The sequence below is a fragment of the Exiguobacterium sibiricum 7-3 genome (assembly GCF_000620865.1).
Lineage (GTDB): Bacteria > Bacillota > Bacilli > Exiguobacteriales > Exiguobacteriaceae > Exiguobacterium_A > Exiguobacterium_A sibiricum_A.
Genome location: NZ_KK211190.1, coordinates 355,784 through 368,697, shown reverse-complemented (window position 1 = coordinate 368,697; position 12,914 = coordinate 355,784). Strand labels below are relative to the sequence as shown.

The 12,914-nt window shown below is 50.8% G+C and carries 15 protein-coding genes; 4 read left to right on the top strand and 11 right to left on the bottom strand.

Translation table 11 applies throughout. The features are described 5' to 3' along the window. Positions 1 to 21: 21 nt before the first annotated feature. The 11 genes from P402_RS0102920 to prfA form a co-directional block, all read right to left on the bottom strand. Positions 22 to 666, bottom strand: coding sequence for an ABC transporter ATP-binding protein (locus P402_RS0102920; protein WP_026827343.1), 645 nt, complete (start codon positions 664 to 666; stop codon positions 22 to 24). Continuing rightward, the gene (locus tag P402_RS0102915) at positions 663 to 1,694 is read right to left on the bottom strand and encodes an ABC transporter permease (RefSeq protein ID WP_026827342.1); all 1,032 of its coding nucleotides are present in this window, start codon (positions 1,692 to 1,694) and stop codon (positions 663 to 665) included. Before P402_RS0102915 ends, P402_RS0102920 begins: the two co-directional genes overlap by 4 nt. Before the next feature lie 70 nt (positions 1,695 to 1,764). Next, positions 1,765 to 3,135: a HAMP domain-containing sensor histidine kinase gene (locus P402_RS0102910; RefSeq protein ID WP_026827341.1), complete on the bottom strand. Its 1,371-nt coding sequence runs from the start codon at positions 3,133 to 3,135 to the stop codon at positions 1,765 to 1,767. Next, positions 3,132 to 3,800, bottom strand: a complete 669-nt coding sequence (locus tag P402_RS0102905; protein ID WP_026827340.1) for a response regulator transcription factor — start codon at positions 3,798 to 3,800, stop codon at positions 3,132 to 3,134. Before P402_RS0102905 ends, P402_RS0102910 begins: the two co-directional genes overlap by 4 nt. A 99-nt stretch (positions 3,801 to 3,899) precedes the next feature. Continuing rightward, complete coding sequence (gene glyA / locus P402_RS0102900; RefSeq protein ID WP_026827339.1) at positions 3,900 to 5,159, bottom strand: serine hydroxymethyltransferase; 1,260 nt, start codon at positions 5,157 to 5,159, stop codon at positions 3,900 to 3,902. Positions 5,160 to 5,269: 110 nt separating this feature from the next. Beyond that, a complete protein-coding gene (locus P402_RS0102895; RefSeq protein ID WP_012371558.1) occupies positions 5,270 to 5,809 on the bottom strand; it encodes a TIGR01440 family protein in 540 nt (179 codons plus the stop codon). Continuing rightward, positions 5,810 to 6,250 (bottom strand): ribose 5-phosphate isomerase B, encoded by a 441-nt coding sequence (gene rpiB / locus P402_RS0102890; RefSeq protein ID WP_026827338.1) that lies wholly within the window; start codon positions 6,248 to 6,250, stop codon positions 5,810 to 5,812. A 2-nt stretch (positions 6,251 to 6,252) separates the two neighbouring features. Then, complete coding sequence (locus P402_RS0102885; RefSeq protein WP_026827337.1) at positions 6,253 to 6,771, bottom strand: low molecular weight protein arginine phosphatase; 519 nt, start codon at positions 6,769 to 6,771, stop codon at positions 6,253 to 6,255. A gap of 17 nt (positions 6,772 to 6,788) precedes the next feature. Then, positions 6,789 to 7,787: an L-threonylcarbamoyladenylate synthase gene (locus tag P402_RS0102880; protein WP_026827336.1), complete on the bottom strand. Its 999-nt coding sequence runs from the start codon at positions 7,785 to 7,787 to the stop codon at positions 6,789 to 6,791. Continuing rightward, positions 7,784 to 8,632: a peptide chain release factor N(5)-glutamine methyltransferase gene (gene prmC / locus P402_RS0102875; RefSeq protein WP_026827335.1), complete on the bottom strand. Its 849-nt coding sequence runs from the start codon at positions 8,630 to 8,632 to the stop codon at positions 7,784 to 7,786. Before prmC ends, P402_RS0102880 begins: the two co-directional genes overlap by 4 nt. Then, on the bottom strand, positions 8,632 to 9,690 hold the full coding sequence (gene prfA / locus P402_RS0102870; RefSeq protein WP_026827334.1) for a peptide chain release factor 1: 1,059 nt from the start codon (positions 9,688 to 9,690) through the stop codon (positions 8,632 to 8,634). The genes prmC and prfA overlap by 1 nt, the downstream gene beginning before the upstream one ends. Before the next feature lie 191 nt (positions 9,691 to 9,881). Between prfA and P402_RS0102865 the strand changes: the two genes are divergently transcribed. The 4 genes from P402_RS0102865 to treR are packed head-to-tail and all read left to right on the top strand — an operon-like array spanning position 9,882 to position 12,822. Then, entirely contained in the window at positions 9,882 to 10,250 is a 369-nt protein-coding gene (locus tag P402_RS0102865) for a GntR family transcriptional regulator (protein WP_026827333.1), read from the top strand. Next, the gene (locus P402_RS0102860) at positions 10,244 to 11,110 is read left to right on the top strand and encodes an ABC transporter ATP-binding protein (protein ID WP_026827332.1); all 867 of its coding nucleotides are present in this window, start codon (positions 10,244 to 10,246) and stop codon (positions 11,108 to 11,110) included. Before P402_RS0102865 ends, P402_RS0102860 begins: the two co-directional genes overlap by 7 nt. Continuing rightward, on the top strand, positions 11,103 to 12,065 hold the full coding sequence (locus P402_RS0102855) for a hypothetical protein (protein WP_026827331.1): 963 nt from the start codon (positions 11,103 to 11,105) through the stop codon (positions 12,063 to 12,065). Before P402_RS0102860 ends, P402_RS0102855 begins: the two co-directional genes overlap by 8 nt. 46 nt (positions 12,066 to 12,111) lie before the next feature. Further along, positions 12,112 to 12,822: a trehalose operon repressor gene (treR, locus tag P402_RS0102850; RefSeq protein WP_026827330.1), complete on the top strand. Its 711-nt coding sequence runs from the start codon at positions 12,112 to 12,114 to the stop codon at positions 12,820 to 12,822. The last annotated feature ends 92 nt before the right edge of the window (positions 12,823 to 12,914 follow it).

Here is a 12,914-nt window from a genome sequence, read left to right as displayed (position 1 = left end):
AAGTCGAAGCAGTATCCTCTTTTAATTGATTTCTTGAATCTGACCATCTTCCATCCGTAACACGCGGTCACAATAGGATAACATCCGTTCATCATGGGTGATGACGATGACGGTCTTCCCGTACTCATGTGCTTGCTTGCGTAACAGTTCCATTACTTGTTGCGCGTTCGTATAATCAAGGCTCGCCGTCGGTTCATCCGCTAAGACGAGACGCGGATCGTTGACGAGGGCGCGGGCAATTGCCACCCGTTGCCGTTCCCCACCCGATAAGGCGTGCGGTAAGTGATCTCGTCTGTCACGCAAGCCGAAGACCTCCAACTGGGCAGCAGCATCAATTGTTCGTCCTGCTTCTTCCGCCACGAGCTCCAGTTGTTCCGCTGCCGTCAAAAACGGAACGAGGTGTGACTCTTGGAAGATGAAGCCGATTTCTTCGAGTCGCATCTGACGTCGTCCTTCGTCCGATGTATCACTGAGCGGACTTCCATCGAACTGAATCACACCACTTGAAGGCGTCTGCAGTAGACCAAGCAATTGAAGTAACGTACTTTTTCCACTCCCACTCGGTCCGACGAGGGCAATCAGCTCACCTGTATCAGCTTCAAATGAAACATCCTGCAAGACCTTCATCGCTCCATATGTTTGTTCGACCTGTGTCATCTTAATCATCCTGTCATTCCTCCCATCGCATCAGCCGGCTCCAGTTTTTTCAAGGCGCGCAACGGAATCAGACTCCCAAGCATCGCCGTCAACACAATCAACCCACCATATCCGAAACTCGTCATCCATTCAAATCTGAACGGTAGGCTGCCCGGTAAGAGCTGACCAATCGTCCATGTCAAAAGTAAACTGATCAAAAACGAGACTACCGTCAAGAGGAATACTTGTAAGACAAGTCCTTGCCCGATCGTTCGTGTCCGGATTCCAATCGCTTTTAAGATGCCAAGCTGTTTCATCTTCTGCATCGTCAAGATGTAGAAGAAGGCGGTCAAAATCAAGGAACCAATCAAGACGAGCGCAATTCGCATCATTTGGAATGAGTTTTGTTCTGCTGAATAACCCGGTACTTGTTCGACGATTTGTTTTTTCGTATACGTCGCAAGATCCGTCTTGATCGGATCCTGACTGAGGAACGCTGACACATAATTCGTCTTCATCTTGTCCTGCCACGTGTTCCACGTATTTAGTGTCGTCCAAAGAACCGGTGCATGGCTATACCGTCCATCGCTGACCGTCCCGACGATTTCAAACGTCGTCTTTGTCCGGAAATCCGTGATCGTATCACCGACTTTTGTTCCGCTTTGTTTTGCATACTCCGTATCGACCAAGACTTGCCCCGTCTTCAATTCCGACAATTGGCTTGGTCCATATGTCGTATCGGCTGGAGAGGCAAAAACCGTCACATCATCTTTTGTGCCATTCTTTTTCTCAAGGACCATACTTTGGACCCCTAACGCTTCCGTCCCGGACGGCTGATCGGCTTGATCTAAGAACGATCGTGTCAGTTGTCCTTCGGCGTCTTGGCTGAGCGCCATCTGTTCGACCGGTAAGTTCCGGACGACGGCTCCATTGTCATATGCCAGTCCGTCCGCAAGACCGGAAATCATTAAAATCAATAAGACGATCAAGGTCGTCACGATTGCCATCAAGGTGAATCGTTGTTTCATCCGAATTAATTCACGCCACCCCATCTTCATGCTTTATCCCTCCTGCTTGTTCATTACAAGTCTTATCTTAGAGGCTGAAGATGAACGGAACATGAACACGTTAATCGGCTTGTGGAAAATTCAAAATAAACGTCGTCCCGAGCCCGAGTTGGGACTCGATCCGGACCGTCCCACCGAGTTGATGCATCATTTCCTGAACGATTGCGAGCCCGAGACCCGTCCCGCTCGTCCCCCGTGACGCATCGCCTTGATAAAAGCGTTCGAAGGCATGTTCGATCATCTCATCCGTCATCCCTGGTCCTTCGTCACTGATCCGCACCGTGACTGTCTTTTCATTCATCTCGGCTTGGATCGAAATTAACTGTCCGTCTGTCGAGACATGAAGCGCATTCCGGATGAGGTTGTGGAAAATCTGTTCCAGCGCCATCTCGTTTGCGAAAATCATCGTTTTGTGCGGCACGGTCAGGGCGACGGCAATCCCCTGCTCATCCAGTTGATAGCTGAGTGTCTGCAATGTCGCCTGAATCGCCTGACCAAGCTCAATCGGTTGCCGTGTCATCTGTCGTCCTTCGTCGAGTCGGGCGAGCACCAACAATTGCCGTGTCAGTTCCGCCATCCGTGTTGCCTCCTGTTCAATCGTCACAAGCTTCGCCTGGTCTTCCGGTTTCGCTGTCTGTTCGAGTTGTCCGGCATAGCCTTTAATCGTCGTCAGTGGGGATTGGAACTCGTGTGAGACATTCGCGACAAACGTTTTTCGTTCCGCGTCTGATTTCGCGACGGCTTGCGCCATCTCGTCAAACCGACGCGACAGTTCCCCGATTTCATCCTGACCGGTCGTCGCGACTGTGACTGAATAATCTCCCGCCGTCATCTGCTCCGTCGCTTTCGTCAACCGTTTAATCGGACGGACGAGGTAACGGATCGAAAAGACAAGCAGCAGAAAACTGATCAGGACGAGTAACGCGAGAAAGGCACCGACGAACAAATGCAACTCCCGAATCTGCCGGCTTAAATCCGGTCGGATGAAGACGGCGTCCGTTCCCGTATCTGTTTTGAGGGACGCGCCGTACGTATTGATGACTTCATTATCAAATAGACCAAGTAAAAATAAATGAAACGGATAATCCCGCATCCCTTGGTAGACTTGCCCGTCCTGCACAGATTGAATGACATCAAGCGCCAACGTTTCATCACGGAACGGATTGCCGTACCGCTTCACCTGCCCTACTTCCGGGACGACATATATTTGAAAGCCGGTCGCACTGAGCATTTCGTAAAACGAGTCAATCTGTTGGTCACCATGTTGTTCATAATAGGCAAACGACGTCTGAACCGCCTCTTCGACCTTTTTACTATAAGAAGCTTGTAAGACGGTGTAATACAACACATTACTGATTAATAAGGCGATCAAGGCCGATCCCAGCAAGACGAGGCAAACGAGACCAACAATCTTCGTATATAACGATTTCATGACGGGGTCTCCAATCGGTAGCCGAGTCCACGGACGGTCTGGATCTCGATTGCGTCCGTTCCTTCCAGGCGACGGCGCAGTCGTTTGATGTGGACGTCAATCGTTCGATCGTCCCCCATGAAATCAAGTCCCCAGACGTGTTCGATTAATTCTTCCCGACTGAAGACCCGTCCCGGAAAACTGGCTAACTGGTGCAACAAATCAAACTCACGCCGGGGAATCGTTAAGCAGGTCGTCCCGATTGTCAGTTGTTGACTCCGTTTATCGATCGTGAGGTCACCAAACCGTATGACCGGCACGACCGCTTTTTGATAACGCCGCGCGACCGCATGAAGACGAAATACCAATTCTTCCGGATCAAACGGTTTCGTGATGTAATCATCCGCTCCCGCAGTAAAACCATCGCGTTTATCGGTCAGCTCGCCGAGTGCCGTCAGCATCAAAATCGGAATTTCCTGATTCGCCCGCAACAGGGCGCATAATTCAAAGCCACTTCGTCCCGGGACCATCACATCGAGCACTGCGGCTTCAAATACTTGCCCGTCAATCCAATGTGCCGCTTCGTTGCCATCCGCAGTCGCCAGCACACGGTGTCCGTCTGCTTCGAGTGTCTCGCGGACAAGCCGCTGGATGTTCAAATCGTCCTCTACTACTAAAATCTCCACTGTGCTCACTCCTTTCCCGTTCGGTTGATGTCATCAGAAAAACCACCCCGCACTTCTCATCAATCGAAAAGGTAGAGGTGGTCCTGATGCGTCCGAAACTTAACCGCGTTCCGGGTAAAGCGGGAAACGACCTGTCAAGGCCAAGACTTGCTTGTGGGCGCTTGTCAGTGTTTCTGGATCTTCTGGATTTTTCAGAACCAGTTCAATCAGTTCTGCGATTTGTTTCATCTCGGCTTCCTTGAATCCGCGTGATGTCATCGCTGCCGTTCCGATCCGGATACCGCTCGTGACGAACGGACTCGCCGGATCAAACGGAATCGTATTTTTGTTGACCGTGATGCCTGCTTCGTCCAGGGCATGCTCTGCCAGTTTCCCTGTGATCCCAAGTGGTTGGAGATCGACGAGAAGCAGGTGGTTGTCCGTACCGCCAGAGACGATCCGCAGTCCACGTGCTGTCAACTCTTCGCCAAGGACTTTTGCGTTGGCGACGACTTGCCCGATGTAATCCTTAAAGTCAGGTGCTAATGCTTCCGCAAACGCAACGGCTTTCGCTGCGATGACGTGCATGAGCGGTCCGCCTTGGATTCCCGGGAAAATCGATTTATCGATTGCTTTGGCATGTTCTTCCTTACACAGAATCATCCCGCCGCGTGGTCCACGAAGCGTCTTGTGCGTCGTCGTCGTAACGAAGTGCGCATGTTCGACCGGATTCGGATGAAGACCGGCGGCGACGAGTCCCGCGATGTGCGCCATATCGACCATCAGGTAGGCACCGACACTGTCCGCAATTTCACGGAATCGTTTGAAGTCAATCACGCGCGGATAAGCCGATGCTCCCGCAACGATCAGTTTTGGTTTATGTTCTTCCGCAAGCTTCGCGACGACATCGTAATCGATCATCTCTGTTTTTGGATCGACGCCGTACTCGACGAAGTTGTATTGAACACCGGAGAAATTCACAGGACTGCCGTGTGTCAGGTGACCACCATGGGAAAGGTTCATCCCGAGGACCGTGTCGCCTTGATCGAGAATCGTGAAGTAGACGGCCATGTTGGCTTGAGCACCTGAGTGCGGCTGAACATTGACGTGTTCTGCTCCAAAGATGGCCTTCGCACGATCACGTGCCAAGTTTTCCGCTAAATCGACGAACTCACAACCGCCGTAATAACGACGACCCGGGTAACCTTCTGCGTATTTGTTCGTCAGCACGCTGCCTTGAGCTTCCATGACCGCTTGTGAGACAAAGTTTTCTGACGCAATCAACTCGATATTATCGCGTTGACGTCCTAGTTCCTTGCGCATAGCCGAAAAGAGTTCCTCATCTTGCTGTTTCAGATACGTTAGTGGTGTTTGTTCCATCTGAATTCCCCCATTCATTTCGATAGACCTATCTTAACACGAATAATCGATAACGGGCACCCTCTAAAAACACATTAAAAAAGCAAGGGGAATGCAACCCCTTGCGCAAATCATTCGTATTTAGCACGTGCGCCACCAATTAGTTTTGGTCGCGTGACGGCTGCCGTCACATGCGCCTCACCGATTTCGCGGTGCGGCAGACGAACCGGAATCGCCACATGTTTCAAGTGCATCCCGATGAACGTGTCTCCGATATCAATCCCGGCATCGGCCTGAATCGCTTCAACGACGACCGGTGCCGAAAAACGTTGATAGGCAACACTCGCCATCGAACCACCTGCTTCCGGAACCGGAACGACCGTCACGGCTTCGAGTCCGAGACGTTCGACGATTTGCCGTTCCAGCGTCAAAGCACGGTTGATGTGCTCACAGCCTTGAAACGCAAGATCGACTTGGTGCGAACGGCGGAACGTATCAAAGACATCAAATAACGCTTCTGCGACTTCGGGCGAACCCGCTTTACCGATTTGTTTACCGATGACTTCACTCGTTGAACAACCGATGACGAGCAGCTTCCCTTTTAACGGGAAGCGTTCATTCAGTTCCGTCAACGACGCTTCGAGATCTTGTTTGATTTGTTCCAAATCCATTTACTTCACCTCATAATCCGAGATTTTGCAGACACGGTTTTCGTGACGTCCGCCTTCGAATTCCGTCTCAAGCCAGATTTTCGCGATGTCACGCGCAAGACCTGGCCCGATGACACGTTCGCCCATCGTCAAGATATTCGAGTTATTATGCTGACGCGTCGCTTTGGCACTGAACGTATCATGGACGAGTGCGGCTCGGATACCTTTGACTTTGTTCGCAGCGATGCCGATCCCGATGCCGGTCCCGCAAATTAAAATCCCGCGGTCGAATTCACCGTTCGCGACCGCTTCCGCGACCGGAATCGCGACGTCCGGATAATCGATGGATTCAGCTGAATACGTGCCGAAGTCCGTATAATCCATTCCAAGCTCCTGTAAGAGTTCAGTCAGTTCTGCTTTTAACTTAAAACCACCGTGGTCTGCTCCAATTGCTACTTTCATTGTTACGATTCCCCCGTTTGTTTAGGTTGTTTTTTCGGAAGTTTCCGGTTGTCCGGTGCTTTTCTTCCGTTTCCGTTCTGTGTCAATTTTAACACAAGACGGTTGACGAGGGGTTCGAGTTCATTTCGGACCTGGCGATAGACGTTCATCGATCCGCCGTACGGATCATTGATGTCCCGTTCAAGACCGGTCACATACTCATACAGCGTAAACGTCCGGTCTTTCAGTTCCGGGTACCGTTCGCCGACTTCTTGTTTATGGCTGCGTGTCATCGTCAAGATGATATCCGACCAACGCCCGAGAACGTCGTCAAATACTTGCGTATAATGTTCAAGTTCAATGCCGCGCTCACGTAAGACCTGCAATGCGTTTTCAGAAGCATCGAACCCTTGCATCGAACGCAGACCGGCGGAACGGACATCAAATTCTTGATCGGCCACTTTTGAGCGTAATAATGCCATCGCCATCGGGCTGCGGCATGTGTTTCCTGTACAGATAAACAATACACGACGTGTGCTCATCTCAGTATCCTCCTTCTTTACGGGCGAATGATCCGACCACCTGCTGCCTTGTGGAGCCGATTTCGGACTGCTAGCCCAACCCCTTCTTCTGATAGGTCCCGTACAAAAATCTGATCTACTGTCGTCTGATCAAATCGCCGTAAACAATCGTAAAGACGTTGCGCAGCTGTTTCCATCGTCGTTCCGAGGAAACAACGGACATCGGCTTCGATGTCTTCTCCGTCAAAAAGAATGACGCCTGTCTTTTGTCCAGTTTGGCGTGCTTCATCGATGAGTTGTTGCAGGAATGAGAGGTCACCCGCTACAACGGATAAGGTGGCTTCCGGTGCATAGTGCGTGTACTTCATACCTGGTGCCTTCGGTGTCTGGTCCTTCATCGATAAGGCAGGATCAAGTGCCGTGTCCCCGATGATCGATTCGATCTGTTCCCGCGTCACGCCACCCGGTCGTAAAATCACCGGTGGATTCACGGTACAGTCGATGACCGTCGATTCGACACCAATTCCGGTCTCCCCACCATCGACGATTGCGGCGATGCGGCCCGAGAGGTCATGCGCGACGTGCGCAGATGACGTCGGTGAGGGTTTTCCGGAACGGTTGGCACTTGGTGCAGCAAGACCCAGCCCGGTCGCTTCGATCAACTGAAGCGCCAGCGGATGGTCCGGCATCCGTAATCCGATCGTATCCAGTCCTGCGGTGACGAGTGAGGATGCACGCCCGTTTGATTCTAAAATGATCGTTAAGGCACCCGGCCAAAACGTATCCATCAATTGCGCCGCGACATCCGGAATATGAGTGACGAACTGCTTTGCCTGTTCGACGGATGCGACATGGACAATCAACGGATTGTCGGAAGGTCGACCCTTCGCGGCGAAAATTCGCCGAACGGCCGTTTCGCTCGTCGCATCCCCTGCGAGACCATAAACGGTCTCCGTCGGAATCGCGACGACTTCACCTTCCTGTAATAGTCGTACCGCTTCATTTAATGTCTCCTGCTGAATCATTTCCGTCTTCACTCTGGACAATCCTTTCGTTCCGCATACACGATACGGTCTTTACCGTTTATATCTTTTAAAATACCCGTTTCTACAGTTGGATAACGTTTTTTTAACATCATTTGCACTTCTTGCCCTTGATTGTGTCCGATTTCAAACGCAATCAACCGAAAATCATCGCGCAGGATCCGACTGCTTTCTTCAATCAGACGGCGGTAGAACACGAGTCCGTCTTTCCCGCCAAACAAGGCGAGGTGTGGTTCGTGGTCAAATACGACATCACTGAGTAATTCATCTTCTTCAATATAAGGTGGATTCGAGACTAACACCCGAACGGAATCATCAGCAAGCGGTGCCAGCAAATCACCTTCCAAAAAAGTGATCTCTCCTCCAAGCGTCTGTTGGTTTTCTTTGGCGACCGCAATGGCATCTGGTGAAATATCGACCGTCGTGACCGGTTGTCCGAGTTCAAGCGCAAGCGTCAGACAAATCGCTCCGCTACCGGTCCCGATATCAACGATTTCCCCCGGTTGGAATGTTTCTCCTTGCAGGCGTCCAGTCACGAATTCAATCAGCTCTTCCGTCTCCGGCCGCGGAATGAGCACGGCCGGTGATACACGGAAATCCCGTCCGTAAAACGGCTGGTAGCCGATCAAATGTTGGACCGGGACACCATTTAAATGTGCCAATAAATATTCGCTGAACAACAGGTCCTGTTCCGGCTCGAGTTCGTCCGACAAGCGGATTAACAATCCGGTCCGGTCGACCTGTAAAACATGCATAAGTAACCATTCGGCACTCGAGGCCTCGCGTCCTGCCGTCACGAGCATCGTTTGTGCCTGATTGAGACGTTTTGCGATTCGCATCAGTTCGCCGCCTCCGATGCCCGGGCCTGGTACTCCATCACGAGGGTATCGATGACTTCATCCATCTCGCCCTGGAGAATCCGGTCGAGTTTTTGAATCGTCAAACCAATCCGGTGATCGGTGACACGGTTTTGGGCGAAATTATACGTCCGGATCCGTTCTGACCGGTCGCCCGTCCCGACCGCCGATTTTCGTTTTTCATCATACTCGGCCTGCTGCTCGCGTTGAATCTTATCGTAAACACGTGCCCGAAGAACTTTCATCGCTTTTTCTTTATTTTTAATCTGTGACTTTTCATCCTGACAGCTGGCGACGATGCCCGTCGGTACGTGCGTGACACGGACGGCCGACTGGGTCGTGTTGACCGATTGTCCGCCCGGTCCGCTCGACGTGAACGTATCGACACGGACATCCTTGTCGTGAATCTCGACTTCGACATCTTCTGCTTCCGGCAAGACAGCAACCGTTGCGGTCGATGTATGAATCCGTCCGCCCGACTCTGTTGACGGGACACGCTGGACGCGGTGGGCACCGTTTTCGTATTTTAATTTCGAATAGGCCCCGCTGCCTTTGACGATGAAGATGATTTCCTTGTAGCCGCCAAGCTCCGTATAACTGGCATCGATGATTTCAATCTTCCAGTTTTGTTTTTCGGCGAACTTCGAATACATCTTAAAGAGGTCACCGGCAAATAAAGCCGCTTCATCGCCGCCTGCCGCACCGCGGATTTCGACGATGACGTTTTTATCATCGTTCGGATCTTTCGGCAGGAGCAGAGCTTTCAGCTTCGTTTCGAGTTCCTTGATTTCCGGCTCAAGTACGGCGACTTCCTCTTTTGCGAGATCGCGCATCTCCGGGTCCGTCAACATATGACGTGCCTCCTGGTAGGCTTCCATCTTATCGCGGTAGACGCGGTAGACTTCGACGGTCGGTGCGAGTTGCGACTGTTCCTTCGACACCTCACGCAATTGATTTGTATCTTTGATGATGGCGGGGTCCGCCAACAGGTCATTTAATTTTTCATAACGGTCTTCCAAGGCACTTAATCGCTCTAACATTTTCGGTCATCCTTCCTGATGATTCTTCTGTCGTCAGTATAGCAAATATTTAAAGTCACGTTACGTCGTAGAAACATTTCTTCCTTTTAAAAATGTTTCCGCTTACTCCTTTTTCCTCCACTTGACGTCCTGGATGGAATTTCCTATAATTAGTGTACTAATTGAATTAATACACTTAAGGAGGTAATCGAATGTTTACGGTTGATCCTAAAAGTTCGTTGCCGATCTACGAGCAACTGGTCGCCCAAATCATCCGTGCGATTGCCCGCGGACTGCTCCGGTCCGGCGAACAGATGCCGTCGGTCCGCGAACTGGCGAGCACGTTACTCGTCAATCCGAATACCGTTTCCCGTGCCTACCAGGAACTCGAGAGCCGTAATTTCATCGTCACGATGCGCGGCAAAGGTTCCTTTATTTCGGACTTACCGATCGAACAGGTCAAACAGGCTGCGATTCAACCGCATGTGCAGACACTTTGCGCCGTAGCCGATGAATTATCGATATCCAACGCAGATCTTTATCAACTACTTATCCATACAAGGGAGGATTCATCATGTTGACCGTGTCTCACCTGACCAAACAGATTGATTCCAAAATGATTTACGAAAACGCCTCATTCACGTTACCTGCCGGGACGATCACGGCACTGATCGGACGAAACGGCGCCGGTAAGACGACGTTACTGAAGACACTCGTCGGAGCACTGGAACCGTCCCGCGGCAAAGTCGAATGGAACCAACAGTCGATTCACCATGTTCCTTCAGCACGACAGCATCTGTTTTTAGTACCGGATTCCGTCGGCGTCTATCGCCAGATGACACTGGGGGAATTAATCGGCTTTTACAATGCGTTTTATCCGAATTTTGAGCGGACTTTCATTGAAAACTATTGCCGGTCGTTGAATCTCGATCGTGGACGCCGCGTCACCTCACTCTCGAAAGGTCAGGCCCAGCTGTTTTTACTGCAGCTTGCTTTCGCGACGAATGCACCGGTCCTGTTACTCGATGAACCGACGGATGGACTCGACCGGATCAACAAACGAAATTACTTAAAACAACTCGTGACGCTGCTTGCTGAACGTCAAACCGCTGTCTTGATTGCGTCCCATCAATTAGAGGAACTTGATTCACTGGCCGACCGGATCATGACGATCGAACAACATCTCGTCAAAGAACCGCAAACACTCGAAGATGCAAAATCCAGCATGCAGAAATGGCAACTCGCCTATGAGACGGTCCCGGATTTCCAACATCATGACGTCCACGTCTTATCGCAGACCGGCCGGGTCGTGACGCTGATCGTCCGCTCGGAAGCCGGTGCCGCTTACGTCGACAAGACGAATCCGTTACTGAGAGATGTGTTACCTGTCCAACTCGAAGATTACTTTTTAGGAACGTTCGGAGGCGATCAACATGTATAAACAACTGATCCGTTATCATATCAAGCAGGGCATCTGGCCACTCGCATCCCTTTTCCTGCTCGCCGTCTTCAGTTACGGCTTCGGCAGTTACACGGTCATCGACAACTTCGGTACATACGGCGGCGCAGAAAACGAAATCATCCAGTCCGTCCTCGTCAGTCCGAGTTTTGCCGGATTCGGTGCGATTTTGATGGCTGTCTTCGCGATTTTAATTCTCGGAAAAGAGCGGGGGAGCGGTCGGAGTTTAATGCTCCATGCTTTGCCGGTCAATAAAAAAACGCTTTACTGGATCAAATGGAGTCTCGGTGTCGCAATCTTGCTGATTCTGCCGATCATCGGTTTCTTCGTCAGCTGGCTGATCTTACAAGGAATCGGCGGCATCAATCCTTTCGATTATGTCAGCTCTTCTGATCTGGCACTCGATTTTGTCTCTTATTTCGTCTTCGATCTCGTCGTCTTCAGTATCTTTTTGCTCACGGGAACGATTGCCGGTGACGTCATTGGCCAATTGTTACTCGGACTGTTCTTCCTGTTCTTAAACTATCTGACCTTTTTTGCAATCGTCGCCATCACGACGCTCGGATTTGGTCTGGCCGAGGAGACGGATTCGTCGTTCGATTTCCTGACGACGACGGCTTCCTCGTTCACCTTATTGTTCCAAGGCGAACAGTTAATCAGCGCTCTCGTGTTCAATCTGGTGTTGCTTGTCATCTTAATCAGTTGTGGTAGCCTGCTTTATGTCCGAAGCGAAAATGAGCGGCTCGGCCGTTTTACGGTTTTTCCGAAAATTCATCCGCTGTTAATCATCGTCTTCTCTGTCTATACCACCATTTTACTGGCTGCCGTCATCGGCGTGATTTCGTCTGAAAATCAATTTTTATACTGGCTCGCCGTTGCGATTCTCGCTTGGCCTGCTTTCAGTTCGTATCGCCGGATGATTGGGTGGAAACGTTGATTCCGTGCTACACTATCCCCAACACTTTGGATAAAGGACGGAAACAATGATGCCAAAATATCTTCAGATTTATCAACAATTGGTCGACCATATTCAGGACGGGACGTTACCGGCCGAAACCAAACTTCCTTCCGAAACGGAACTGATGCAGGAATTCGGTGCCAGCCGCGGAACGGTCCGCAAAGCAATCGATGCGTTACAGGACAAGGGCTTCGTCCGCAAACACCAGGGAAAAGGTGTTTTCGTACTCAGTCAGGATGCGATTGCCTTTCAATTCAACGGTATCGTCAGCTTTTCTGAAGCCCACCGGCAAATGGGCGAACATGACGTCCAAACCGATGTCATCTCCTGTGAGCTGATTGAAGCGACCGAGGAACTTGCTCACTTGTTCCATGTCACACCCGGTACGTCACTCACACGGGTCAAACGCGTCCGGTCGATTGACGGCGAACGGGTCATCTTTGATATCAACCTGTTCGTGACGTCCCTCGTCCCCGGTCTAACGAGAGAAATTGCCGGCGCGTCGATCTATGCGTACATCGAACAGACACTCGGACGGCAGATCAGTTATGCTAAACGAAAAATCGAGGCGCAACCCGCGACCGCAGAAGATAAACAGTACCTGGATTTAGAAGGCACCTCTCATGTCATCGTCATCACGAATGATACGTATTATTATGAGGGACAGCATTTTGAACGGACGCAGTCGCGGCACCGGCTCGATAAGTTTCAGTTTACGGATATTGCTCGACGCTAAGGACTCTAAACTCAGAGTCCTTTTTTGTTTTTTTTTCAGGAATCGTTCATTCTTCCATTTGAATGTTATATTATAAAAATGTAAACCAAATT

What these genes read in the sequence shown, in the direction of transcription:
- P402_RS0102915 (WP_026827342.1), bottom strand. Translation starts at nt 1,694, where the DNA reads ATGAAGATGGGGTGGCGTGAATTAATTCGGATGAAACAACGATTCACC.
- prfA (WP_026827334.1), bottom strand. Translation starts at nt 9,690, where the DNA reads ATGTTAGAGCGATTAAGTGCCTTGGAAGACCGTTATGAAAAATTAAAT.
- P402_RS0102895 (WP_012371558.1), bottom strand. Translation starts at nt 5,809, where the DNA reads ATGGATTTGGAACAAATCAAACAAGATCTCGAAGCGTCGTTGACGGAA.
- glyA (WP_026827339.1), bottom strand. Translation starts at nt 5,159, where the DNA reads ATGGAACAAACACCACTAACGTATCTGAAACAGCAAGATGAGGAACTC.
- P402_RS0102920 (WP_026827343.1), bottom strand. Translation starts at nt 666, where the DNA reads ATGATTAAGATGACACAGGTCGAACAAACATATGGAGCGATGAAGGTC.
- prmC (WP_026827335.1), bottom strand. Translation starts at nt 8,632, where the DNA reads ATGCGAATCGCAAAACGTCTCAATCAGGCACAAACGATGCTCGTGACG.
- rpiB (WP_026827338.1), bottom strand. Translation starts at nt 6,250, where the DNA reads ATGAAAGTAGCAATTGGAGCAGACCACGGTGGTTTTAAGTTAAAAGCA.
- P402_RS0102885 (WP_026827337.1), bottom strand. Translation starts at nt 6,771, where the DNA reads ATGAGCACACGTCGTGTATTGTTTATCTGTACAGGAAACACATGCCGC.
- P402_RS0102865 (WP_026827333.1), top strand. Translation starts at nt 9,882, where the DNA reads ATGTTTACGGTTGATCCTAAAAGTTCGTTGCCGATCTACGAGCAACTG.
- P402_RS0102860 (WP_026827332.1), top strand. Translation starts at nt 10,244, where the DNA reads ATGTTGACCGTGTCTCACCTGACCAAACAGATTGATTCCAAAATGATT.
- P402_RS0102855 (WP_026827331.1), top strand. Translation starts at nt 11,103, where the DNA reads ATGTATAAACAACTGATCCGTTATCATATCAAGCAGGGCATCTGGCCA.
- treR (WP_026827330.1), top strand. Translation starts at nt 12,112, where the DNA reads ATGATGCCAAAATATCTTCAGATTTATCAACAATTGGTCGACCATATT.
- P402_RS0102910 (WP_026827341.1), bottom strand. Translation starts at nt 3,135, where the DNA reads ATGAAATCGTTATATACGAAGATTGTTGGTCTCGTTTGCCTCGTCTTG.